This window comes from Streptomyces sp. NPDC046887, assembly GCF_040644755.1.
In the GTDB taxonomy this organism is placed as follows: domain Bacteria; phylum Actinomycetota; class Actinomycetes; order Streptomycetales; family Streptomycetaceae; genus Streptomyces; species Streptomyces lichenis.
This window is the reverse complement of the sequence record NZ_JBEYXH010000032.1, coordinates 68,183-89,073: the sequence shown is the minus strand read 5'-3', so window position 1 is coordinate 89,073 and position 20,891 is coordinate 68,183. Positions and strand designations below refer to the sequence as shown.

Here is a 20,891-nt window from a genome sequence, read left to right as displayed (position 1 = left end):
CCGGGGCGTTCGATTAGACGATCGGGTCACGGCCTCGTCCACAAGAAAGTGGTCAAAGTGCCGTCCACACCCTGGGGACTGCTGAGTTGTCCAGACCGCAGCGCCAACCACGGGCTGCTCTGGTTCGGCACGGCGGCCGGGATGGCCCTGCTGGGCCGCGGCACCCGCTCCCGGCGGGCGGCGGTGCGCGGGGCGGCGTCGCTGGCGCTGGCCTCGGCGGCGGTCAACACGGTGGCCAAGCGCTCGGTGCGGCGCAACCGGCCGGTGCTGGACAGCGTTCCGCTGATGCGGCAGCTGAAGAGGCAGCCGATCACCACCTCCTTCCCGTCCGGCCACTCCGCCTCGGCGGCGGCCTTCGCCACCGGGGTGCTGCTGGAGTCCCGGGGCTGGGGCGCCGCGGTGGCGCCGGTGGCCGCGGCGGTGGCGCTGTCCCGGGTGTACACCGGGGTGCACTATCCGAGCGACGTCCTGGTGGGGGCGGCGCTCGGGGTGGGGTGCGCCTTCGCGGTACGGGGGATGGTGCCGACCCGCGACCAGCTGCCCGCGCCGGGGCGGCCGCACGCCGATGTGCCCGCGCTGCCCGGCGGCGACGGGCTGGTGGTGGTCGCCAACCGGGCGTCCGGCTCCTCGGAGGCGGCGGCGCTGGTGCGTGACGCCCTGCCGCTGGCCCGGGTGATGGAGGTCGAGCCGGACGAGGTGTCCGAGACCCTGGAGAAGGCCGCCGCCGACGGCGGCTTCCGGGCGCTGGGCGTGCTCGGCGGGGACGGCACGGTCAACCGGGCGGCGGCGGTCGCCGCCAAGCACACGGTGCCGCTGGCGGTCTTCCCCGGCGGCACGCTCAACCACTTCGCCTATGACCTGGGCATCGAGTCGGTGCACGACACCTGCCGGGCGCTGGCCGCAGGGGACGCGGTCCGGGTGGACCTCGGGCGCTTCTCCCCCGGCCCGGACGGGGCGGAGCACGGCTACTTCCTCAACACCTTCAGCCTGGGCGTCTACCCGGAGCTGGTCCGGCGGCGGGAGCGCTGGTCGCCCCGGATCGGCGGCTGGTCGGCGGGGGTACTGGCGGCACTGCGGGTGCTGCGCGGACGGCATCCGCTGGAGGCCGAGGTCGGCGGCGAGCACCGGCCGCTGTGGCTGCTGTTCGCGGGCAACTGCGTCTACCGGCGGATGGGGCCGACCCCGGGCCGCCGCTACGACCTGGCGGACGGGCTGCTGGACGTACGGGTGGTGCACGGCGGCCGGCTGCCGGGGCTGCGGCTGACCGCGGCGGCGCTGGCCGGTCCGCTGAGCAAGTCACCGGTGCACGCCGCCGAGAAGCTACGCCGCTTCAGGATCTCCGGGCTGGCTCCCGGGACCCCGCTCGCCTACGACGGCGAGGTCACCGAGGCGCCCGCGGAGCTGCTGCTCGACAAGGAGGACGAGGCGCTGGCGGTCTACCGCCCGCAGCTGTGACCTACCGCCGAGGCGCCGCTCCCCCGATCGACGGGGGACGCGGCGCCTTCGTGCGTGTACGGGTTGTCCCTAGCGCCCCAGGGTGCCCGCGTCGCCCATCACGATCACCGGGGCGCGCGCCGGGTCCAGGGCGACCAGCAGCTGCCGCAGGTCCTCCTCGTCCATGGAGACGCAGGCCTTGGTGGGGCCGCCGTGGTCCACATGGATCCACACCCCGCCGCCCGCGCCGTCGCCGAGCGGGCGCCGCTTGTCCAGCGGGGTGTTGCCGGGGACCCGGTTGTAGTCGATGGCCACCACGTAGTCGAAGGAGCCCTCCAGCGGTTCGCCGAGGAAGCCGGTGCCGGGCATGTTGAAGTACTCGGTCTGGTCGTACGGCATCCGGGTGCCCGGGTCGGGCAGCCGGCCGCCCGCGTCGCTCAGCGTGTACACCCCGATGGGGCTGCGCAGGTCGCCGGCGCGGTGGTTGGCACTCCAGCCGCGCAGCGCGTTGTGGGCGGGCCAGGACTGGCTGACCGCCCGCCAGCCGGCCGCCGGGTCGCGTTCGTAGAGGACGACGGTGGACTGCGGGGAGTCCGGGCCGTCGCCGGTGACCACCACGGCCTGGCTGCTGCCGGAGGGGATACGGGATCGGGTGGCGGGCCCCAGGCCGGGGATCTGCGCGGGGGCGGGGCGCGGCGGGCCGGCCGCCGGAGCGGGCGGGCGCACCGCGGCGGCGGGTGGACGCGGTGGCTCGGCGCAGCCGCCGACGAGGAGTCCGGCCCCCACCGCGACGGCGAGCACCAGGCGACCTGCGCTGTTGACGACGGGCATGGCGGAGGGCCTTTCCTTGACGTTGCCGGCGGCCGTGCGGCGGGGACGGGCGGCCACGGAAGCGATGATCTGCTGATCCGCCCGGGCTCGCGCGCCGGGCCGGGCCGACGCGCGGGAAGTTCCCCCGGTGTCCGTACCCGGTGCCCGGGGACGACGTGAGCCCCGGCCGGGGACGGCCGGGGCTCACGGTACTTCCGCTGAACGGGGGGGTCAGAGCAGCGGCCCCAGCGGGCCGAGGTCGATGTTGAGGTCCTCGGGCTTCAGGCCGAAGCGGCTGCGCAGCAGCTCCATCCGGTCCTCCAGCAGCATCAGGGTGAGCCCGATGCGCTCCTCCTGGTCCTCGCTGAGGGTGCCGCCCTCGACCCGCCGCAGCGCCTGGCGCTCCATGAGCTGGCGCAGCAGTTCGATGACGGTGAGCACCAGCCGGGCGAGGTCGCGCTCGATCGTGTCCGGGTCGAGTTCCACCCGGCGCTTGCCGGTGGGGTCCGGCTGCTCGTCGAACGGCTCGTACGGGGGTTCGGCGTCACGCATCAGCGCACCTCGAACGGGGAGGGCACGTTCTCGTTGACCGAGCTGATCAGCGCCCTGAGGTCGACCCGGACCAGGTCCACGTCGGCGATGCTCAGGGTCAGGTCGCCGGTCAGCACCACCCCGCCGGCCAGCAGCCGGTCCAGCAGGTCGACCAGGGCGATCCGGCGCTCGGCGAGCGGGGAGGCTGACACCGGTCCCACGGGCGCGCTCATCGGCGTACCGCCTCGGGACCGGCCCCGTCGCCGCCACCGTCACCGGCGGCCGGTCGCGCACCACCGTCGGCCGGCGCCGCACTCGGGCCCGGCTCGGGCTCCGTACCACCGGCGCCCGACTGCTCCTCCTCGCCGATGCCGGCGAAGGAGTACGGGACCCAGGGCCCGGTCAGCCGGACCTGGACGCCCTCCTCGGCGTAGCCCTGGACCAGGTCGGCGAACTCCTGGCCGCGGGACCGGTCCACCAGGTAGGCCGCGTTCAGCACGTTCACCCCGGGGGCCCCGGAGAGCTTGGCGTCCTGGGGGCGGTGCAGGGCGGCCGCCTCGGCCTGCGCGGACAGCTCGGCGTGCAGCCGGCGGCTCAGCGCGTCGGCCCGGCCCCAGTCGGCCTCCCGGCTGCGGCGCGCCTCCATCCGCCGGCGCAGATAGTCCCGGCCGCTGCCGCGGGCCTGACCGCCGCCGGCCGGGGCCCGCTCGGGCGCCGCCTCGGCCTGCGGCGCGGGCTGCTCCGCGTACACCTTGACGCCCCACTCCATCCGGCCGTCCAGCCGGGCGAGGGCGCGCTCGAAGCGCTCGCCGCCCTCCTCCAGCAGCCGCCGCACCCCGCTGTCGTCGCGGCAGACGGTGGCCAGCCGCAGCGGCACCGGGCAGGTGACCGTGGCCAGCGCGGCGATCACCGCGTCATGGGCGCGGGCGGTGGCGGCGAGCCAGTCCAGGTCCTCCAGGCGGGCCTTGAGCGGCCCCTCCTCGAAGTCGGCGGCCGACACCGGGTCCACCACGGCGACCAGGTCGCCGTGGCGCACCAGCTTCGGCGGCTGCCCGGAGATGCCCCGGACGCCCTCCGGCGGGACGCCGTCGAAGGGCCGGGTGACCGCGTAGACATACCGCAGGTCGGGGGCGGCGGTGCTCATGCGTTGCGCTCCTCCAGTTCGGCGCGCTCTTCCAGTTCGGCGATGCGCCGCTGCAACTCGGCGTTCTCCCGAGCCAGTTCACCCTGGCGGGCACGGGAGGAGAGCGAGGGGTCGCTCTCCCACCAGTCGATGCCCATCTCCTTGGCGCGCTCCACCGAGGCGACCACCAGCCGGAGCTTGATGGTCAGCAGCTCGATGTCCAGCAGGTTGATCTTGATGTCGCCGGCGATCACCACGCCCTTGTCCAGGACGCGTTCGAGGATGTCGGCGAGGTTGGCGCCGCCGCCGTCCGGCTGGTAGGCCATCGAAGCGGAGGGCCGCGGGGCGGGCATGGTCATCGGTTCGGGGGTCCCTTCTCAAGCCGGTCGAGGAGATCGTCCTCAAGCCGGTCGAACTCCTCCTCGGTGATCTCCCCGGCGTCCAGCCGGTCGGAGAGCCGGGCGAGTTCACGCTGGATGGCGGAGGGGTCGTAGTACTGCCGCTCTGCCTCCGCCATCACCTGGCGCAGCACCCAGACGGTGCCGCGCGCGGGCGCCGCCGGCAGGAGCAGCAGTTCTCCCAGCAGGCCCATGCGGGATCACCCTTCCGATTCGACGAAGCTGTACGGCGGCAGCGGCCCGTTGACGGTGAGGACCAGGTGCGGGTTGGCCTGCTTCAGCTCGTCCACCGCGTTGACGAAGGCGTCCGAGCGGTCCCGGTCCACCAGGAAGGAGATGTTGGCGAGCCAGCCGCCGCTCTCCGGTCCGGGCTTGACGTCGGCCGCGGTGGCCTCCAGGGCCTGCTGGACCAGGACGGCGTCGCGTGCCTCGCGCTGCTGCACGGCGGCCACCACCCGCTCGCCGAGCGCCAGCTTCTGGTCGTAACTGCCGCCGCCGGAGGCCCGGTTGGCCTCGCTGAGCGCCCGCAGGTCGGGGTCGTCGGCGAGCACCTGGTGGAGGACGGACTCCTCGTCGTGGCTGGCCTTGACGTTGTACTCGACCTTGTTGTCCAGCGCGTCCAGCCGCTCCAGGTAGTGGGCCTCGCGCTCGCCGAGCACCGACAGCACGGTGTCGTCGTCGGGCGAGACGCCGCCGAACCGCATGGGGAGCACCGCGCCCCCGGCGCCGGCCTCGGCCAGCACGTTCTGGTGGGCCAGCAGATCGCGCCGCTTGGGGCGCAGGTTGTCGGGCGCGTCGCTGACCAGCGCCACCAGGTCGCCCCGGGTCAGGACCCGCACGGCCTGCGCCGGCTCCCCGACGCCGCCGATCTTCTCCGGCAGACCGGGGTGCGAACTGCGCGCGATCCCGTAGACATAGGTGCTCACTCCGTCTCCTCCTCCTTCTTGCGGGACGTGCGGCTGCCGCTGCGCTCGGACGAGCCGGACTTCAGGGCGCCGGATATGGTCTCGGCGGCTCCGGAGAGCGCCCCCTTGGACTTGCCGCGGGCGCCGCCCTCGGTCAGGCCCTCCACGATGTCGGGGAGCTGGGCCGGGGCCTTGCGCCCGGACTCCAGGTCGAGGCGGTTGCAGGCCTCGGCGAAGCGGAGGTAGGTGTCGACACTCGCCACGACCACCCGGACATCGATCTTCAGGATCTCGATGCCGACCAGGGAGACCCGGACGAACGCGTCGATCACCAGGCCCCGGTCGAGAACCAGTTCCAGGACGTCGTAGAGGCCGCTGCTGCCGCCTCCGCCGCCGCTCTGCTGTGCGGGAACCACTGACATGTCGTTCTCCCTCCCTAGGAGCGGTCCGCCCGGCCGCGCTCATAGCGGCGGACGCGCTTGTATCCGGTCAGATCGCCGTCCTCGTCGAGCTGCACCAGATAGGTGGCGAGCAGGCTCATGGTCTCGGGGACCCGGGCCAGCTCCAGCACCTCGACGTGCACCGTCCAGCCGTCGTCGGTGCGCTCGAAGGAGGACACCGACTCGGCCTCCAGCCCGGTCATCTCGTTGAGCTGGGCGGCGGCCTCGCGGACGATCTGCATGGCCTTCTTGGGCTTCTTGCGGGGCTCCGGTTCCGGAGCCTCCTCGTTCTCCTCGATCTCCTCCGGCTCGTCCCGTTCCGCGTCCTCGTCCCGGGCCGCGGACCGTGTGGAGCCGGCGGTGCTCTTCCTCGTACGGCTGGTGCCGCCCCCGCTGCCGGTGGTGCTCTTGCGAGCCGTGGTCTTCCGAGCAGTCGTCTTGCGGGCGGCGGTCTTGCGGGCGGCGGTCTTCTTCGCCGCCGGTTTGCGGGCGCCCTCCTCTTCCGGGGTGTCGCCCTCGTCGGTGTCGTCCCGGTCTCTGCCGGATGCCTGGGATTCTTCTGATGTGTCTGCCATGGAAGCCTCGTTCCCTCTGGTTGCCGGACCATGGCCTCGCAAACCCTTGGCCCACGCTTGATCCGAAACGACCCGGACGGGTGATCGATTGCCCCCGTTTCCGGCCCGGACACCGCCCTCAGCGCAGTGTGTCCAGCTTGCGGCGGGCCGGGGCCAGCGAGCGGCCCCGGGGCGCCGGACCCCAGGGGCGGGCGCGGGCCTGCTCCAGCACGTTGTGCACGGTCCAGCGGCGGGCGTGGGTCTCCGGCTCGTCCAGCTGCGCCCAGGTCAGCGGGGTGGCCACCGGGGCGCCGGGCCGCGCGCGCACCGAGTAGGGGGCGACGGCGGTCTGCGCGTAGCCGTTGCGCTGGACGTCCAGATAGAGCCGGCCACCGCGGGCGTCCTTGCGGGCGGCGGTGGTCAGCTCCTCGGGGTGCGCCTCGGCCAGGGTGTCGGCGACCGCGCGGGCGAAGCCCCGTACCTCGTCATGGTCACAGCGGCCGTCCAGCGCCACGATGATGTGCACGCCCTTGGAGCCGGTGGTCATCGGCAGGGAAGGCAGCCCGAGGGAGTCCAGCAGCTCGCGCAGCTGGTGCGCGGCCCGGCGGACCGCGGCGAAGTCGTCGGTGGGCGGGTCGAGGTCGAAGACCATCCGGTCGGGGTGGTCCAGGCGGTCGGCCCGGGACTGCCAGCGGTGCAGGGTGACGGCGGCCTGGTCGGCGAGGAGGACCAGGGTGGCGGTGTCCTCGGCGACCGTGTGCACGACCGTGCCGCCCTCCTTCGCCACCTCCACCCGGCGCACCCAGTCCGGATAGTGCTCGGGGGTGTCCTTCTGCATGAAGCGGGGCCCGTCGATGCCGTCGGGGTGGCGCTCCAGCATCAGCGGTCGGCCGCGCAGCTGGGGCAGCAGATAGCGGGCGACCGAGCGGTGGTAGTCGGCCAGGTCAGCCTTGGTGAGGCCGTCCTCGGGAAAAAGGACCTTGTCCGGCCGGTGCACCTCCACGCTCCGGCGGCCCGCCCGGACGGTACGGGCCGGGGCGCGGGAGCCGGTACGGGTATGGGGGCCGGTGTCGGAGCCGGATCCGGTACGGGTGTGCGGGCCGGTCCGGGTGCCGGTGCTGCTGCGGGCGTTCACCGCCGCCGGGTACCCGCGCGGACGGGCTGCCACGCCCGGCGGGCGCGCGCCGGCCCCGAACCCCCCGTGAGAGGTTCGGGGCCGGCGCCCACGGCGGAAGCCGGCGGCCTCAGGGCGTGACGACCCGCTCCACCAGCAGCCTCACCGCGGCGGTGATCGCCTCGGCGTCGATGCCCGCGGCGTGCAGCTGCTCCTCGGGGGAGGCCGAGGCCGGGAGGTTCCGTACCGCGAGGCGGGTCAGCCGGGGCGCCGGGCGGCCGTCCGCGAAGGCCTCGGCGACCGCGTCGCCGATCCCGCCCTCCGGGTGGTGGTCCTCCACGGTGAGCAGGCAGCCGGTGGCGGCGGCCGCGTCGTTCAGGGTGTCCTTGTCCACCGGCTTGAGCGAGTACAGGTCGATGACCCGGACCGGGATGCCGTACTCCTCCAGGGTGTCGGCCGCCTTCAGCGCCTCGTGCACGGTGACCCCGGCCGCCACGATGGTCGCCCGGTCGTCGTCGCCATGGGTGCGCAGCACCTTGCTGCCGCCGACCGGGAAGGTCTCGTCCGGGCCGTAGATCACCGGGGTGTCGCCGCGCGAGGTGCGCAGATAGCGGATGCCGTCCAGGTCGGCCATGGTGGCGATCAGCTTGGCGGTCTGGTTGGCGTCGCTCGGGTAGAGCACGGTGCTGCCGTGGAGGGACCGGAACATCGCCAGGTCCTCCAGGCCCATCTGGGAGGGGCCGTCCGGGCCGATGGCGACCCCGGCGTGCGAGCCGACCATGTTGATCCCGGCCTGGCTGACCGCGGCCATCCGCAGGAAGTCGTGCGCCCGGGTGAGGAAGGCGGCGAAGGAGCAGGCGTACGGGAGGTAGCCGCGGCTCTGGAGGCCGACCGCGGAGGCGACCATCTGCTGCTCGGCGATGAAGCTCTCGAAGTGCCGGTCGGGGTGGGCCTTGGCGAAGAACTCGGTACGGGTGGAGTCGCCGACCTCGCCGTCCAGCGCCACCACGTCGGCGCGGGCCGTGCCCAGGGCCTCCAGGGCGTGCCCGTAGGCGGTACGGGTGGCCACCTCGTCGCCGATGTCATAGCGCGGCAGCTCGATCTCGCCGCCGGACTTCCCGCCCAGGGTGGACTGGCTGACGCCCTGCTCGGGCCCCCGCACCTCCACATGGAGGTCACGCGGGCCGCCCAGCTCGGCGATCGCGGCCTCGGCGTCCTTGATCGGCTTGCCGTGGAAGCCCTCCTGGTCCTCCACCGCCTTGACGCCCTTGCCCTTGAGGGTGCGGGCCAGGATGGCGGTGGGCTGGCGGATGGTGGAGCGCGCCTCGGCGAAGGCCCGGTCCACGTCCTCCACGTCGTGCCCGTCCACCTCGATGGTGTGCCAGCCGAAGGCGTGCAGCCGCCGGGCGTAGGCGTCCAGGTCGTGGCCCTCGCGGGTGGGGCCGCGCTGACCGAGCCGGTTGACGTCCACGATGAGGGTGAGGTTGTCCAGCTGGTGGTACGAGGCGGCCTCGGCGGCCTCCCAGACCGAGCCCTCGGCCATCTCGCTGTCGCCGGAGAGCACATAGACCCGGTACGGGATCTCGTCCAGCCGCTTGCCGGCCAGCGCGATCCCCACGCCGACGGGCAGGCCCTGGCCGAGCGAGCCGGTGGCGCTGTCCACCCACGGCAGCCGGGGCGTGGGGTGCCCCTCCAGCCGGCTGCCGAGCTCGCGGAAGGTCAGCAGCTCGTCGTCGCCGATCGCCCCGGCCGCCTTGTACATCGCGTACAGCAGCGGGGAGGCGTGCCCCTTGGAGAGCACGAACCGGTCGTTGCCGGGGTGCTCGGGGTGGTCGAAGTCGAACCGCAGATGGTGGGCGAGGAGCACCGCGCCGAGGTCGGCCGCCGACATCGAGGACGTCGGGTGGCCGGAGCCGGCGGCGTCGGCGGCGCGGACCGCGTCCACCCTCAGCTGCTGTCCGAGTTCGGCCAGTTCTTCGTAGTGCATGTCACTCCTTTCCGAAGGTGTTTCCGGAGGTGTTCCCGGAGGTGTCCCCGGATGCCTTTCCGGACGTGCCGGAGCTGTCGTGGGCGCTGGAGGTGCCGGAGGTGCCCGGCGCGCTCGGGGTGTGCACGAGTTCGGGCGAGGCGGTGTCCAGCGGGACCTGCCAGGAGCGCAGCAGCCCGAGCTGGACGGCCTGGCGGGGCAGTGCCGCGTCCAGCAGCCAGTCGGCGGCGACCCGCACCCGGTTGCCGGGCATGGCGGCCAGGTGGTACCCGCGGGTGACGGCACCGGCGACCGGCCCGGACAGCGGTACGCCCATCGGGTTGGCGGCCGCCTTCACCCCGCCGAGGTCCACCGCGAAGCCCAGGTCGTTGTGGCGGTAGGCGACCGGCGTGCCCAGGCCGAGGGAGGCGGCCACATTGCGGGCGGCCACCTTGCCCTGGCGGGAGGCGTGCTGGGCGGTCATCGCGGTGAACTCGCCGGGCCGGGTCAGGTCCGGCACGGCGGCGGCGTCACCGCAGGCGAAGACCTCCGGGTGGCCGGGCACGCCGAGCTGCGGGGTGACCACCAGCCGGCCCTTCTCGGTGGGCAGGTCGAGCTGGGAGACGAGCGGGTCGGGGCGGACGCCGACGCACCAGATGAGGGTGCGGGTGTCGATGAACTCCCCGGTGTCCAGCAGCACGCCGTCCTGGGTGGACTCCTTCACGGAGGTCTTCACCCGGACGTCCACCCCGCGCTCGCGCAGCACCTCGTCGGCGGTCTTGGCGAGGCGTTCGCTCAGCCCGGGCAGGACCCGGTCGGCCACGTCGAGCAGCAGCCAGCGGGGCTTGACGCCGCGCGGCCAGCCGGGCTGCTTGCGTACCAGCGCGTCGGTGAACATCTTGCCGTGGGCGGCCAGTTCGGTGCCGGTGTAGCCGGCGCCCACGACCACGAAGGTGGAGCGGGCGGCGCACTCGGCGGGGTCTCCGCAGTAACCGGCCAGCTCGATCTGGCGGGTGATGTGGTCGCGCAGGTACAGCGCCTCGGGCAGCCCGCGGAAGCCGGTGGCGTGCTCGGCGACGCCCGGGATGGGCAGCAGCTTGCTGACGCTGCCGACGGCGAGCACCAGCCGGTCGTAGGTCAGCTCGCCCTCGCCGCCCTCGGGGTCGCTGTAGTGGACGGTGCGCGCGGCCAGGTCCACCCGCTCGGCCTGGCCGAGCACCAGCCGCACCTGGCGCAGGGTGCCGGGCAGCGAGACGGTGACCCGCCTGGCCTCCAGCACCCCGGCGGTGACCTGCGGCAGCAGCGGCAGATAGAGGAAGTAGTCGGTGGGGTTGAGCAGGACGATCTCGGCGCGGCCGCGCAGGGTGCGGCTGAGGTGGCGGGCGGTCTGGTAGCCGGCGAACCCGGCTCCCACGATCACCACCCGCGGGCGCCTGCGGGGGCCGCCGGAGGGTCCGGACCGGGCGGGGCCGGTACGGCCGGCCGGGGTGGTCGGGCCGGACGGGCTGACGGACGGGGTCACGGGGCCTCCAGCGTGATCGTGCGGTTGTCCTGGTGCGGTGTGCTTTGGTGCGGTGTGCTTTAGTGCGGTCTGCTCTGAGGTGCTCTGTTCTGAGGTGCTCTGTTCTGGCTGCTGCGGCTTGGTGCGGTCTGCTCGGTGCGGTCTGCTTGCTGCGGCTTGGTGCGGTCTGCTCTGGCGCGGACTCTCCAGGGGCGTCCTGCTCTGATGCGGCGGTCTTGGTGCGGCGGCTCCGGTACGGCCTGTCTTGGTGCGGTCTGTCTTGGTGCGGTCTGTCTTGGTGCGGTCTGACGGGGTGCTGCGGTGTTCCTGGTGCGCGCGGGTACCCGGCGGGGCCGGTCGTACCCGCCGGGCTTGCCGGGACCTGCGGCAGGCCTGCGGGCCTGTGCCTGTCCTGCCGGGTCCGTGCCGGTGAGCGCGTCCACGGGCCTCCCGGGGCGGTGACCCCGGACGTTCCGCGCTGCTCCGGACGTGCTTGCCGGGGCCCGTCCCGGACGTACCGGTGCGGTGGCCCTGGACTCTCCCAGGGCGTGTCCCTGACGTTCCAGGGCGGCCCGTCCCGGACGTCTCCGGGGCGGTGACACCGGCCCCCCGGGGACGGTGTCCCGTCGCCCTGGGGGTCGTTGCCCCGGACCGTGCGGGACCGCTGCCCCGGACGGATCCAGGGCCGCGTCCCGGCAGACCTCCGGACCCGGGCAGTTTCCGGGCCCTCCGGGCGGTATCCCGGGAACCCTGGAGCGGTGTCCCGCGCGGCATGTCCGTGGTGCGCACACTTCCGCCGGACTGGCAGCCCGGCGGACCTTCCCGGTGCCCCTGAGCCCGCACCCCAAACGCCCGCAGTCCGGGCGCACCGGACCCCTCCCCCATCACCCCCACCCCCGTACGTATCACTCAATGAGACGCCCATCTCGCCATATGGAGGACGGCCCTACGCTGGGCCGCACCCCACCACTGGATCGACCGACCCCGGGAGTACGCCATGAGTGATGCCGCCGCCCGCACATCCGAGCGGGCCGTCTACACCCACGGGCACCATGAGTCGGTGCTGCGCTCGCACCGCTGGCGTACGGCCGCCAACTCGGCCGGCTATCTGCTGGCCGAACTCCGGCCCGGGCTGCGGGTGCTGGACGTGGGCTGCGGGCCCGGCACCATCACCGCCGACCTGGCCGCGCTGGTCGCCCCGGGCGGCCGGGTCACCGGGGTCGACGCGGCGGACGCCGTGCTGGAGCAGGCGCGCGCCGAGGTACGGGGGCGGGGGCTGGAGGAGGCCGTCGACTTCCGGGTCGCCGATGTGCACGCGCTGCCCTTCCCGGACGGCTCCTTCGACGTGGTCCACGCCCACCAGGTGCTCCAGCATGTGGGCGACCCGGTGCGCGCCCTGGCGGAGATGCGGCGGGTGTGCCGGCCCGGCGGGGTGGTGGCCGCCCGGGACTCCGACTACGCGGCTTTTGCCTGGTTCCCCGAGCCGCCGGCGCTGGACGGCTGGCTGGGGCTGTACCGGCGGGTCGCCCGGGCCAACGGCGGCGAGCCGGACGCGGGGCGGCGGCTGCTGTCCTGGGCGCGCCGGGCCGGCTTCACCGACGTCACGGCCACCTCCTCGGCCTGGTGCTTCGCCACCCCGGAGGAGCGGAGCTGGTGGAGCGGGCTGTGGGCGGACCGTATGGTCTCCTCGTCCTACGCCGAGCGGGCCATGGCGGGCGGGCACGCCTCGCCCGCCCTGCTGGCGGAGATCGCCGAGGGCTGGCGGGAGTGGGGGCGGGCCGAGGACGCCTGGTTCGCGGTGCCGCACGGCGAGGTGCTCTGCCGGGCCTGACCTTCTGACCGCACCGCACCCCACCCGGCAAGGTCATCCCCAACTAGGCTGGCTCGCATGGAGATTCTGGGCACCACCCTGCGCATCTGCGTCGACGATCTGGAGACCTCGACCGCCTTCTACGAGCGGATCACCGGCACCCGCGCGCTGCGCTTCGAGCGCGGCGGGGTGTCGGTGGCGGCCGTGGGCTGCTTTCTGCTGATGAGCGGACCGGAAGCGGAACTGGAGGTACTGCGCAAGGTGGCCGCGACCATCGCGGTCGACGATGTGGACGCGGCGTACAGCATGCTCAGCGAGGCCGGGGCGAAGATCGTCGCCGGGCCGCTGCCGACGCCGGTGGGACGCAATCTGATCGCGCTCCACCCGGACGGCTCGGTCTTCGAGTACGTCGACCGGCGGCAGTAGGCCGGTAGACCGCACCGGTGCGCCGCCGGCGAGGCGCACCGACAACCCTCGAACGGGTGAAGCGCCGGGCGACCCGATCCGGCGCTTCACCCGTTCGTCGCATCACCATCTGGTCCGATATCCTCTACTTGATAGGCAAATGTGCCCCTGTGGAGGGTGGTGCGATGTCCCCGAAGCGGTCCGCCTCGGAAGACCCGCCTCCCGCCCGCGCGCGTTCCGGCGACGGCCGCCTGTCCGCGCCGAAGGCCATGCGGTCGGCCGCGGACCAGCTGAGTGAGCTGCTCGGCCGGGCACCGGAGGCCATCTCCGCCGTGCGGCCCACCGAGGAAGGGTGGGAGGCCGATGTGGAGGTCCTGGAACTCGAACGGATCCCCGAGACGACCAGTGTGCTGGCCAGCTACCGCGTCCAGCTCGACGCGGAGGGCGAACTGACCGCGTACGAACGGGTCCGCCGCTACACCCGGGGGCAGATCGACCGGCGTAGCTGACCACCCGTCCCCCGCCGTCCCGTGCTTCACGTGCTGCGGCAGCGGACCGGAGGGCCGGAGGAGAGGAGGCACCGTGACGGTGGTGCCCCAGAGCGGTGCGGGCCCCGTCGCCCAAGGCGGCGGCGGGAACGCCTCTTCGCTGTACGACGTGCTGGAGCTCATTCTCGACCGGGGCCTGGTCATCGATGTCTTCGCCCGGGTGTCCCTGGTCGGCATCGAGATCCTGAAGATCGATGTCCGGGTGGTCGTAGCGAGTGTCGACACCTATCTGCGCTTCGCCGAGGCGGTCAACCGGCTGGACCTGGAGGCCGGCCGCAAGGCCCCGGCGCAGTTGCCGGAGGTCGTCGGTGGGCTCACCGAGGGCGGCGCCCGCGGCAAGACCAAGGGGGCGCTGAGCGGCGCCGTGGAAGCGGTCACCGACACCTTCTCGGAATCCTTCCGCCGAGGCCGCGGGGATGACCGGGACCGCGAGGAGGCGGCCGCCGAGTCCGCCGACGGCGGCAGACGACGTCCGGCCCGCCGGGCCCGGCCTCCCGCCGACGACGACCGGGTGCCGGTCGACGAGGAGACGCGGCCCGCGCGCCGCGTCCACCGGCGACGGGAAGGCTGAGCCATGGCGGTCTATGTGTACGGGATCACCGCGGCCGAGCCCCCGCCGGCGCTGGACGGCGCCCATGGGGTGGGCGACCCGCCGCAGCCGCTGCGCACCGTCGCCGGCGGCTCGCTGGACGCCGTGGTCAGCGACGCCCCCGAGGAGCTGCGCGCCGGTCGCAGGGACGTCCGCGCCCACCAGGAAGTCCTGGACCGGCTGAGTGACCAGGGCGGTGTGCTGCCGCTGCGCTTCGGCACCCTGGCGCCGGATGACGAGGCCGTCCGGCGGACCCTTCGGCAACGTGCGCCCGGATACCGGGAACGGCTGACCGCCCTGGACGGCTGCGCCGAGTACCATCTGCGGGCCTCCCACCGGCCGAAGGAGCCGGCCGCCGCGGAGGAGAGAGCCCGCCGGGACTCCCTCGCCGCCGAGGTGACCGCCGCCCTCGGGCCGCTGGCCCGGGAGTCCCGCTCCTCGGACCCGACGGGCGAGGACGTGCTGAACGTCTCCTTCCTGGTGGCGGAGGACGAGCAGCCGGCCTTCCTCGACCGCGAGGCGCGACTCGCTGTCGAGCAGGGCGAATCGGCGTTCCGCTTCCGGCTGCACGGCCCGCTCCCGCCGTACAGCTTCGTCTGAGGGGGTGCGACCAGGCCATGGGCGTACTGACCCAGCTGCTCACCCTTCCGCTGGCTCCGGTGCGCGGGGTCGGCTGGGTGGTTCGCCAGGTGACAGATGCGGCGGAACGCGAATACTACGACCCCGGGCCGGTACTCGAAGGGCTGCGGGAGTTGGAACGCGAACTCGCGGACGGGCTGATCAGCCCACGGGAGTTCGACCGCCGCGAGGACGAGCTGCTGGACCGGCTGGAGGAGATCCGACGGCACCAGGGCATCGGCCCGGCCCCCGGAGGCGGTCCGCGGTGATCCCCGGCCGGATCAGCGCGGCACCCGCTCGGCGGACCCCACCGGCTCGGACGGGGCCGGTCCGCCCGCACCGCCGCAAGGCGTGTCAGGAGGACTTTCCACGATGACGAAAGCGACCACGGGCGCCGCACTGCTCGGCGGCTACGTGCTCGGCCGCACCAAGAAGGCCAAGCTCGCCATCGCCGTGGCGACCTGGCTGGTGCGGAAGCAGATCGACCCCAAGAAGGTCACCGCGCTGATCAGCGACTCGCCCGCCCTGGAAGGGCTCAGCGGGCAGCTGCGGGAGCAGTTGCGACACGCCGGCAAGGAGGCCGCGGCCTCCACCGTCGCCGCTCGCGCGGACCGGCTCGCCGACCAGCTGCACGCCCGGACCGAACGGCTGCGCCGGGGCGAGGACGAGGAAGAGCCGCGGAGCCGGGACGAAGAAGAGGGAGAGGGAGAGGGAGAGGACGAGGACGAGGAGCCGGATGAAGAGCCGGACGAGCCGCCTCCGCCTCCCCGCAAGCGGGCCCCCGCGAAGAAGACCGCCACCAAGACCGCCGGCAAGAGCACCGCCAAGAGCAGCACCGCCAAGAAGTCCGCAGGGAAGCGCGCGGCCGCCGACAAGGACGGCGACGAACCCCGGCGGGCGACCCGCAAGCGCGCGCCGGCCACGGAGTCCTCGCGTACCTCCGCACCCCGCAAGCGGACCGGATCCGGCCGGACGCAGAGGAGGGCCGGCTCATGAGCGAGCAGGAAGCGACCGGTACGGCACGCACCGCGAAGGAGACGGCCGGCGGGCTGCCCGGCGCCCTCGGTGACGCCGGCGACCGGCTCAAGGACGAACTCCGGCAGTATCTGGAGGCCAAGGCGGAACGGGCCGTCGGCTCACTGGGCGGACGCCTGGGCGAGGCCACCCGCCGGCTGGGCGACCCGGACTCCTCACTCGGCAGCGTGGCCGGCGCGCTCGGCAAGGGCGGCCAGGCGCTCGCCGAGGGGAAGTCTCCCCAGCGGGCGGTGGCCAGTGCCGCCTTCTCCCATGTCAAGGACACCGTGAAGGACAAGGTCTCCGGACTGTTCGGCGGTGGCAAGGGCGGAAAGAGCGGCAAGGGCGAGACCCGCGGCAAGAGCGTCGTCGTCATCGAGGACGTGGACGTCGGGGTCCCGGTGCGTCAGGCGTACGACCAGTGGACCCAGTTCCAGCAGTTCGGCCGCTTCGCCAAGGGCGTCGTCAATGTGGAGCAGTCCGACGACACCACCTCCCAGTGGCAGGTCAAGGTCGCGAAGTCCAACCGCAACTGGAAGGCAAGCGTCCTGGAGCAGGTCCCGGACGAGCGGATCGTCTGGTCCTCGGAAGGCGCCAAGGGCACCACCAAGGGCGCGGTCACCTTCCACCCGCTGGGCGACAACCTCACCAAGGTGCTGCTGGTCCTGGAGTACTTCCCCAAGGGATTGTTCGAGAAGACCGGCAACATCTGGCGCGCCCAGGGCCGCCGCGCCCGGCTCGATCTGAAGCTGTACCGCAAGTTCGTGACCATGCAGAGCGAGCCCGCCGAGGGCTGGCGCGGGGAGATCCGCGACGGCGAGGTGGTCCGCAGCCACGAGGACGCGGAGGCCGAGGAGAACGAAGAGAACGAGGGCGCCGAGGAGGAGTCCGGGGCGGACGAGCAGGACACGGACGAGGACCGCGAGGACGACGGCGAACCCTATGAGGACGAGGAGTACGAGGAGGAAGACGAGGACGAGGACCAGCCCGAGGACGAAGAGGGCGAATACGAGGACCAGGACGAAGACGAGGAGGCGGACGAAGACGAGTACGGGGAGGACGAGCCCGAGTACGAGGACGACGAAGAGGAAGAGGACCGGGCTCCGCGCCGCCGGGCGGGACGCCGCTGAGTGACGGGCCGCGCCCGGCCCCGGTCCGGGCGGGCCGGCCCACCGACGCCGAATCGAGGTCGACCGCCGTGAACGAACCCGTGGCCCGCAATCTCGGCCCCTACTCCTCGGCGGCCGCGCCCTACGGCCAGGGGAGTTCGGCGAACCTGGCCGACATCCTGGAACGGGTCCTCGACAAGGGGATCGTGATCGCCGGTGACATCAAGATCAACCTCCTGGACATCGAACTGCTCACCATCAAGCTGCGGCTGCTGGTCGCCTCCGTCGACAAGGCGAAGGAGATGGGCATCGACTGGTGGGAGCACGACCCCTCGCTCTCCTCCCGCGCCCGCGACGACCGGCGGATCAGCGGTACCGGTGGGCGCGGTTCGCTGGCCGAGGAGAACCGGCGGCTGAGGGAGGAGGTCGCGGCCCTGCGGGCGTCCACCTCCGAGGCGGAGGTCTGGGACGCGGACGCCTGGGAGGAGGACGAGGCGGAGGCGGCCACCTCGGACGAGGCCGATGAGGTGGACGAGGCAGATGAGGTTCTGGTGGACGAGCCGCCGCCTCGGCCCCGGCGGCGCCCCGCCCGGCGCGACGACCCCGAGGAGGGTGTCGCCCGAAGGCCTCGGCGCACCGACCCCGAGGAGGGAGCCCCCCGGCGGGCCCGCCGCGCCCGTCCCGAGGAGGGCGCCGGGGCGGGGGACGGTGAGCGGCCCCGTACCCGGCCGCGCCGACGACCGGGAGCCGGGGACGAACCGTGAGCAGCGAGCTGGTGTACGTGTACGGCGTCGCCGCCGCCGGGCCCGGCCTCGTGCAGACGGTGCCGACCCTCCAGGGCGTCGGCGGCGCGAGGGTCCGGCTGATCGAGGACGGGGGCCTGGCGGCCGTCGTCGGACCGGTGGCCGCCGCCGACTTCGAGGAGGCCGCACTCGCCGCCCGGCTGGAGGACCTCCGCTGGCTGGAGGCGGTCGCCCGGGCCCATCACGCGGTGGTGGACGCGGTGGCCGCCGCCGGGCCGGTGCTGCCGCTGCGGTTGGCGACGGTGTACCGGAACGAGGAGGGCGTACGCGCTCTGCTGGCCGACGGGCGGGAGCTGTTCGCGTCCCGGCTGGCCCGGTTGGCCGGCCATGTGGAGTGGGGCGTCAAGGTGCACCTCGTAGCGCCGCCCGCGCCCCCGCCGAAGGCACCCGCGCCGGACCCGTCCGCCCGGCCCGCCCCCGTAGCCCAGGCCTCCGGGCAGGGGACACCGACGGCAGGGCGCCCCTCCCCCACCGATGACCCCGGGGCCGTCGGGCCGGGCCGGGCCTATCTGCGTACCCGGGGGCATGAGCGCCGCAGCCGGGAGGACGCGCACCGGGCGGCCTCGGCGGCGGTGGAGCACGTGCGCCGCACAGCGGCCGCTCATGCCGCCGAACGGGTGAACCACCGAGTCCAGCAGGGCCCGCTGGCCGAGGGCGGCGCGGAGAACCTCGCCAATGACGCCTATCTGGTGCCCTCGGAACGGTGCGCGGCGTTTCTGACCGAGGTCCGCCGGGCCGCCGAACAGGAGCCCGCGGTACGGGTGGAGGTCACCGGCCCCTGGGCCCCGTACTCCTTCGCCGGTCTGGACGGCTCCGGCGGTCTGGACGGCTCCGGCGCGGCGGCGGGGCCGTGATGAGCGAGGGCCCCTTCCGGTACACCTCGCCCGGCTTCCCGGCACCCGGCCCGAAGGACGCCGCCTCCGACCCGTACGCCACCACCGACTCGTACTCCCCCACCGATCCGTACGACGGCTCCCCGCTCCCCGGCCGGCAGGTCGCGCTCATCGATCTGCTGGACCGGCTACTGACCGGCGGGGTGGTGGTGACCGGGGACGTGGTCCTCTCCATCGCCGACATCGACCTGGTACGGGTCTCCCTGCGGGCTCTGATCGTCTCGATCAGCGCCGAGAACCCGTCACCGTGGGCGGGGCCGCCCCATGCCGGCTGAGCCGTACCGGGCAGGCGGAGTGGAGCCGCAATCTTCCCCCGGCCCCGACCGCTACCGGGAGCTGGCGGACGCGGCGGACCGCGCCTTCCGTCTCCTTCCGGCGGCGCCCCGGCAGTTGCCGCCCCCCGCTCGCGCGGGGCCGGGGCCTTCGCCGCCCGCGCACCGGATCAACGCGGACCCGGACACCGTGGAGCGCGATCTGATGAAACTGGTGCTCACCATCGTCGAGCTGCTGCGGCAGCTGATGGAGCGGCAGGCGCTGCACCGGGTGGACGCGGGTGAGCTGACCGAGGACGAGGAGGAACGGCTCGGGATGACCCTGATGGTGCTGCACGACCGGATGACCGAGCTGTGCGACCGCTACGGGCTGACCCTGGCCGATCTCAACCTGGACCTGGGCCCGCTGGGCAGCCTCCTGCCCCGCGATACCGACGATCCCCTCGGCCCTCCCTGAAAGGACTCCGACTGATCTCCCCGCCTCAGGCTCCCGCGAGGGCGTCGACCACCAGATCGGTCAGCAGCTCCCCGGCCGTGCCGTCCGGGTCGAGGTCCGGGTCGTAGATGGTGACATTGAGGCCGACGCAGCGCTCGGAGCGGAGCAGGGTGCCGAGCAGGGGCAGGAGTTCGGCGGGCAGCAGACCGTCCGGGTCCGGGCTGTCGACGGCGGGCATCACCGAGGGGTCGAGCACATCGGCGTCCAGATGCACCCAGAAGCCGTCCAGTGGGGAGGACTCCAGCGAGGTCACGGCGGTCCGGGCCGCCTCCGCCGCGCCCCGGGCCCGGAGCTCGCCGACGGTCACGGCCGCGATCCCCAGCCCGGCCAGCTCGGGCAGGTCCTCGTCACCGTCGCGCAGTCCGAACAGCCGGACGTCCTGGTCGCGGAGGTAGGGCCGCAGTCCGTCGAGGTCGCTGAGGTCGTCCTGGCCCCGCCCGGTGGCGATGGCCAGCTCCTCGCCCGCCGCCGCGCCCACCCGGTCGGAGTTGCCCGGGTGGCGGAAGTCGGCGGAGGCGTCGATCCCGGCCATCCCGTACCGCCCCAGCCGCCGCAGCGCCAGTGAGGCGCCGAGCTGGATCGAGCAGTCGCCGCCCAGCACCAGTGGGAAGCCGCCCGCCTCGATGGTCCGCCCGACACGGACGGCCAGGGTGCGGGTGTACGCGGCGAGGGCCTCCGCGTGGAACACGCCGTCGCCCTCCCGCCAGTCGCCCAGGTCGTAGCGCGGCGCGACGACCACGCCGCCGTCCCGCGCCCCCAGCCGTCTCAGGATGCCGTTGTCCCGCAGGGCGCCGGCCAGTTTGTGGCAACCCGGCACGGTGCCGGGGGCCGGCGGGCGCAGTCCGAGGTTGGAGGGGGCGTCGATGACCACGATGTCGCGCATGACTCCATGATCACCGCCGCCCGGGGCCGGGGACAACCGCCTTGTCGGCGGGGCCGGTCAGGCACCCGGGGGCGGCTCCGCCATCGCCGTACGGGCAGCGGGCATGTCGGCGGTAAGCGCCCAGCGCTCGTGGTCGCGCCACTCCCCGTCCACGTGGAGCATCGCCGGTGAGAAGCCCTCCTTGCGGAACCCGGCCCGCCGCACCAGGGCCAGCGAGGCGGCGTTGCCCGGCTGGATGTTGGCCTCCAGCCGGTGCAGCCCGAGCGGCCCGAAGGCGTACGCCGTGACGAGGGCCAGCGCCTCGCTCATCAGCCCGCGGCCCGCCGCGTGGGCGAAGACCCCGTAGCCGAGCGTTCCGTTGAGGAAGGCCCCGCGGACGATGTTGTTGATGTTGACGAACCCGGCGATGGCACCGTCCGCGTCCTGGTCGCAGACGAGCAGGGAGGCGTTGGCGGGGTTGCCGACCCGCAGCCCGGCGTAGCGGGCGAAGTCCCTGGCGCCGTCCGGCGGGAAGAGCCAGGGGTGGTGCAGCTCCCGGCTCTCCCGGGTCCGGGCGGTGAACTCCTCGCCGTCCTCGTGGCGCAGCTCGCGCAGGGTGACCCGCGGTCCGCGGGCTACGGGGACGGCGGTGCCGTGCGTGGAGGTCATGGGCCCACAGTAGGGGCCCCCTCGGCG

Annotated in this window: 26 protein-coding genes and 1 pseudogene; 13 read left to right on the top strand and 14 right to left on the bottom strand. The window is 73.8% G+C overall.

Features of this window, described 5'->3' with window-relative positions:
- The first annotated feature begins 57 nt into the window (after positions 1–57).
- Positions 58–1,455: a phosphatase PAP2 family protein gene (locus ABZ945_RS25080; protein WP_361273536.1), complete on the top strand. Its 1,398-nt coding sequence runs from the start codon at positions 58–60 to the stop codon at positions 1,453–1,455.
- A 69-nt stretch (positions 1,456–1,524) separates the two neighbouring features.
- Here the strand turns inward: ABZ945_RS25080 and ABZ945_RS25075 are convergent, their stop codons facing one another.
- From ABZ945_RS25075 to ABZ945_RS25020, 12 genes are all read right to left on the bottom strand, one after another.
- Entirely contained in the window at positions 1,525–2,265 is a 741-nt protein-coding gene (locus tag ABZ945_RS25075) for a hypothetical protein (protein WP_361273553.1), read from the bottom strand.
- A 210-nt stretch (positions 2,266–2,475) separates the two neighbouring features.
- Entirely contained in the window at positions 2,476–2,796 is a 321-nt protein-coding gene (locus ABZ945_RS25070; RefSeq protein ID WP_361273533.1) for a gas vesicle protein K, read from the bottom strand.
- Complete coding sequence (locus tag ABZ945_RS25065; protein WP_361273530.1) at positions 2,796–3,008, bottom strand: gas vesicle protein; 213 nt, start codon at positions 3,006–3,008, stop codon at positions 2,796–2,798. Before ABZ945_RS25065 ends, ABZ945_RS25070 begins: the two co-directional genes overlap by 1 nt.
- Positions 3,005–3,919: a GvpL/GvpF family gas vesicle protein gene (locus tag ABZ945_RS25060; RefSeq protein ID WP_361273527.1), complete on the bottom strand. Its 915-nt coding sequence runs from the start codon at positions 3,917–3,919 to the stop codon at positions 3,005–3,007. Before ABZ945_RS25060 ends, ABZ945_RS25065 begins: the two co-directional genes overlap by 4 nt.
- The gene (locus ABZ945_RS25055; RefSeq protein WP_248635252.1) at positions 3,916–4,257 is read right to left on the bottom strand and encodes a gas vesicle protein; all 342 of its coding nucleotides are present in this window, start codon (positions 4,255–4,257) and stop codon (positions 3,916–3,918) included. The genes ABZ945_RS25060 and ABZ945_RS25055 overlap by 4 nt, the downstream gene beginning before the upstream one ends.
- Complete coding sequence (locus tag ABZ945_RS25050; protein WP_248635251.1) at positions 4,254–4,490, bottom strand: gas vesicle protein GvpG; 237 nt, start codon at positions 4,488–4,490, stop codon at positions 4,254–4,256. Before ABZ945_RS25050 ends, ABZ945_RS25055 begins: the two co-directional genes overlap by 4 nt.
- A 6-nt stretch (positions 4,491–4,496) precedes the next feature.
- Positions 4,497–5,222, bottom strand: coding sequence for a GvpL/GvpF family gas vesicle protein (locus tag ABZ945_RS25045; protein ID WP_361273523.1), 726 nt, complete (start codon positions 5,220–5,222; stop codon positions 4,497–4,499).
- Positions 5,219–5,623 (bottom strand): gas vesicle structural protein GvpA, encoded by a 405-nt coding sequence (locus tag ABZ945_RS25040; RefSeq protein ID WP_361273520.1) that lies wholly within the window; start codon positions 5,621–5,623, stop codon positions 5,219–5,221. Before ABZ945_RS25040 ends, ABZ945_RS25045 begins: the two co-directional genes overlap by 4 nt.
- Before the next feature lie 14 nt (positions 5,624–5,637).
- Positions 5,638–5,940, bottom strand: coding sequence for a gas vesicle protein (locus tag ABZ945_RS25035; protein ID WP_248635407.1), 303 nt, complete (start codon positions 5,938–5,940; stop codon positions 5,638–5,640).
- A 394-nt stretch (positions 5,941–6,334) separates the two neighbouring features.
- Positions 6,335–7,198 carry a non-homologous end-joining DNA ligase gene (ligD, locus tag ABZ945_RS25030; protein WP_361273550.1) on the bottom strand — a complete coding sequence of 288 codons (864 nt, stop codon included), beginning with the start codon at positions 7,196–7,198 and terminating at the stop codon, positions 6,335–6,337.
- 241 nt (positions 7,199–7,439) lie between these two features.
- Positions 7,440–9,296: a transketolase gene (locus tag ABZ945_RS25025; protein ID WP_361273518.1), complete on the bottom strand. Its 1,857-nt coding sequence runs from the start codon at positions 9,294–9,296 to the stop codon at positions 7,440–7,442.
- A gap of 1 nt (position 9,297) precedes the next feature.
- Positions 9,298–10,695, bottom strand: coding sequence for an NAD(P)/FAD-dependent oxidoreductase (locus ABZ945_RS25020; protein ID WP_361273547.1), 1,398 nt, complete (start codon positions 10,693–10,695; stop codon positions 9,298–9,300).
- A gap of 1,078 nt (positions 10,696–11,773) precedes the next feature.
- Between ABZ945_RS25020 and ABZ945_RS25015 the strand changes: the two genes are divergently transcribed.
- The 12 genes and pseudogenes from ABZ945_RS25015 (at position 11,774) to ABZ945_RS24960 (ending at position 19,294) form a co-directional block, all read left to right on the top strand.
- On the top strand, positions 11,774–12,607 hold the full coding sequence (locus ABZ945_RS25015; RefSeq protein WP_361273515.1) for a methyltransferase domain-containing protein: 834 nt from the start codon (positions 11,774–11,776) through the stop codon (positions 12,605–12,607).
- Positions 12,608–12,664: 57 nt separating this feature from the next.
- Positions 12,665–13,012 carry a VOC family protein gene (locus ABZ945_RS25010; protein WP_361273512.1) on the top strand — a complete coding sequence of 116 codons (348 nt, stop codon included), beginning with the start codon at positions 12,665–12,667 and terminating at the stop codon, positions 13,010–13,012.
- Positions 13,013–13,176: 164 nt separating this feature from the next.
- Positions 13,177–13,500 (top strand): gas vesicle protein, encoded by a 324-nt coding sequence (locus tag ABZ945_RS25005; protein WP_361273509.1) that lies wholly within the window; start codon positions 13,177–13,179, stop codon positions 13,498–13,500.
- A 73-nt stretch (positions 13,501–13,573) separates the two neighbouring features.
- Entirely contained in the window at positions 13,574–14,110 is a 537-nt protein-coding gene (locus ABZ945_RS25000; RefSeq protein WP_361273507.1) for a gas vesicle structural protein GvpA, read from the top strand.
- 3 nt (positions 14,111–14,113) lie between these two features.
- Positions 14,114–14,728, top strand: a complete 615-nt coding sequence (locus ABZ945_RS24995; RefSeq protein ID WP_361273505.1) for a GvpL/GvpF family gas vesicle protein — start codon at positions 14,114–14,116, stop codon at positions 14,726–14,728.
- Positions 14,729–14,745: 17 nt separating this feature from the next.
- The gene (locus tag ABZ945_RS24990; RefSeq protein WP_361273502.1) at positions 14,746–15,015 is read left to right on the top strand and encodes a gas vesicle protein GvpG; all 270 of its coding nucleotides are present in this window, start codon (positions 14,746–14,748) and stop codon (positions 15,013–15,015) included.
- A gap of 103 nt (positions 15,016–15,118) precedes the next feature.
- On the top strand, positions 15,119–15,742 hold the full coding sequence (locus tag ABZ945_RS24985) for a hypothetical protein (RefSeq protein WP_361273499.1): 624 nt from the start codon (positions 15,119–15,121) through the stop codon (positions 15,740–15,742).
- On the top strand, positions 15,739–16,890 hold the full coding sequence (locus tag ABZ945_RS24980) for an SRPBCC family protein (protein ID WP_361273497.1): 1,152 nt from the start codon (positions 15,739–15,741) through the stop codon (positions 16,888–16,890). The genes ABZ945_RS24985 and ABZ945_RS24980 overlap by 4 nt, the downstream gene beginning before the upstream one ends.
- Before the next feature lie 80 nt (positions 16,891–16,970).
- Positions 16,971–17,309 (top strand): annotated as a pseudogene (locus ABZ945_RS24975) (gas vesicle protein); the annotation flags it as partial.
- Positions 17,310–17,629: 320 nt separating this feature from the next.
- Positions 17,630–18,526 (top strand): GvpL/GvpF family gas vesicle protein, encoded by an 897-nt coding sequence (locus tag ABZ945_RS24970; RefSeq protein WP_361273495.1) that lies wholly within the window; start codon positions 17,630–17,632, stop codon positions 18,524–18,526.
- Positions 18,527–18,675: 149 nt separating this feature from the next.
- Positions 18,676–18,840, top strand: coding sequence for a gas vesicle protein GvpJ (gene gvpJ, locus ABZ945_RS24965; protein ID WP_361273545.1), 165 nt, complete (start codon positions 18,676–18,678; stop codon positions 18,838–18,840).
- Positions 18,830–19,294, top strand: a complete 465-nt coding sequence (locus tag ABZ945_RS24960) for a gas vesicle protein K (RefSeq protein ID WP_361273492.1) — start codon at positions 18,830–18,832, stop codon at positions 19,292–19,294. Before gvpJ ends, ABZ945_RS24960 begins: the two co-directional genes overlap by 11 nt.
- A 25-nt stretch (positions 19,295–19,319) precedes the next feature.
- Here the strand turns inward: ABZ945_RS24960 and ABZ945_RS24955 are convergent, their stop codons facing one another.
- Positions 19,320–20,216 carry an arginase family protein gene (locus tag ABZ945_RS24955; RefSeq protein WP_361273490.1) on the bottom strand — a complete coding sequence of 299 codons (897 nt, stop codon included), beginning with the start codon at positions 20,214–20,216 and terminating at the stop codon, positions 19,320–19,322.
- A 57-nt stretch (positions 20,217–20,273) separates the two neighbouring features.
- Positions 20,274–20,864: a GNAT family protein gene (locus ABZ945_RS24950; protein WP_361273488.1), complete on the bottom strand. Its 591-nt coding sequence runs from the start codon at positions 20,862–20,864 to the stop codon at positions 20,274–20,276.
- Positions 20,865–20,891 lie beyond the last annotated feature (27 nt).

Coding starts and splice junctions, on each gene's coding strand:
- ABZ945_RS24960 (WP_361273492.1), top strand. CDS start 18,830: ATGCCGGCTGAGCCGTACCGGGCAGGCGGAGTGGAGCCGCAATCTTCC.
- ABZ945_RS25060 (WP_361273527.1), bottom strand. CDS start 3,919: ATGAGCACCGCCGCCCCCGACCTGCGGTATGTCTACGCGGTCACCCGG.
- ABZ945_RS25050 (WP_248635251.1), bottom strand. CDS start 4,490: ATGGGCCTGCTGGGAGAACTGCTGCTCCTGCCGGCGGCGCCCGCGCGC.
- ABZ945_RS25070 (WP_361273533.1), bottom strand. CDS start 2,796: ATGCGTGACGCCGAACCCCCGTACGAGCCGTTCGACGAGCAGCCGGAC.
- ABZ945_RS24985 (WP_361273499.1), top strand. CDS start 15,119: ATGACGAAAGCGACCACGGGCGCCGCACTGCTCGGCGGCTACGTGCTC.
- ABZ945_RS25005 (WP_361273509.1), top strand. CDS start 13,177: ATGTCCCCGAAGCGGTCCGCCTCGGAAGACCCGCCTCCCGCCCGCGCG.
- ABZ945_RS25065 (WP_361273530.1), bottom strand. CDS start 3,008: ATGAGCGCGCCCGTGGGACCGGTGTCAGCCTCCCCGCTCGCCGAGCGC.
- ABZ945_RS24980 (WP_361273497.1), top strand. CDS start 15,739: ATGAGCGAGCAGGAAGCGACCGGTACGGCACGCACCGCGAAGGAGACG.
- ABZ945_RS25055 (WP_248635252.1), bottom strand. CDS start 4,257: ATGACCATGCCCGCCCCGCGGCCCTCCGCTTCGATGGCCTACCAGCCG.
- ABZ945_RS25025 (WP_361273518.1), bottom strand. CDS start 9,296: ATGCACTACGAAGAACTGGCCGAACTCGGACAGCAGCTGAGGGTGGAC.
- ABZ945_RS24950 (WP_361273488.1), bottom strand. CDS start 20,864: ATGACCTCCACGCACGGCACCGCCGTCCCCGTAGCCCGCGGACCGCGG.
- ABZ945_RS25075 (WP_361273553.1), bottom strand. CDS start 2,265: ATGCCCGTCGTCAACAGCGCAGGTCGCCTGGTGCTCGCCGTCGCGGTG.
- ABZ945_RS24990 (WP_361273502.1), top strand. CDS start 14,746: ATGGGCGTACTGACCCAGCTGCTCACCCTTCCGCTGGCTCCGGTGCGC.
- ABZ945_RS25010 (WP_361273512.1), top strand. CDS start 12,665: ATGGAGATTCTGGGCACCACCCTGCGCATCTGCGTCGACGATCTGGAG.
- ABZ945_RS25015 (WP_361273515.1), top strand. CDS start 11,774: ATGAGTGATGCCGCCGCCCGCACATCCGAGCGGGCCGTCTACACCCAC.
- ABZ945_RS24995 (WP_361273505.1), top strand. CDS start 14,114: ATGGCGGTCTATGTGTACGGGATCACCGCGGCCGAGCCCCCGCCGGCG.
- ABZ945_RS24955 (WP_361273490.1), bottom strand. CDS start 20,216: ATGCGCGACATCGTGGTCATCGACGCCCCCTCCAACCTCGGACTGCGC.
- ABZ945_RS25040 (WP_361273520.1), bottom strand. CDS start 5,623: ATGTCAGTGGTTCCCGCACAGCAGAGCGGCGGCGGAGGCGGCAGCAGC.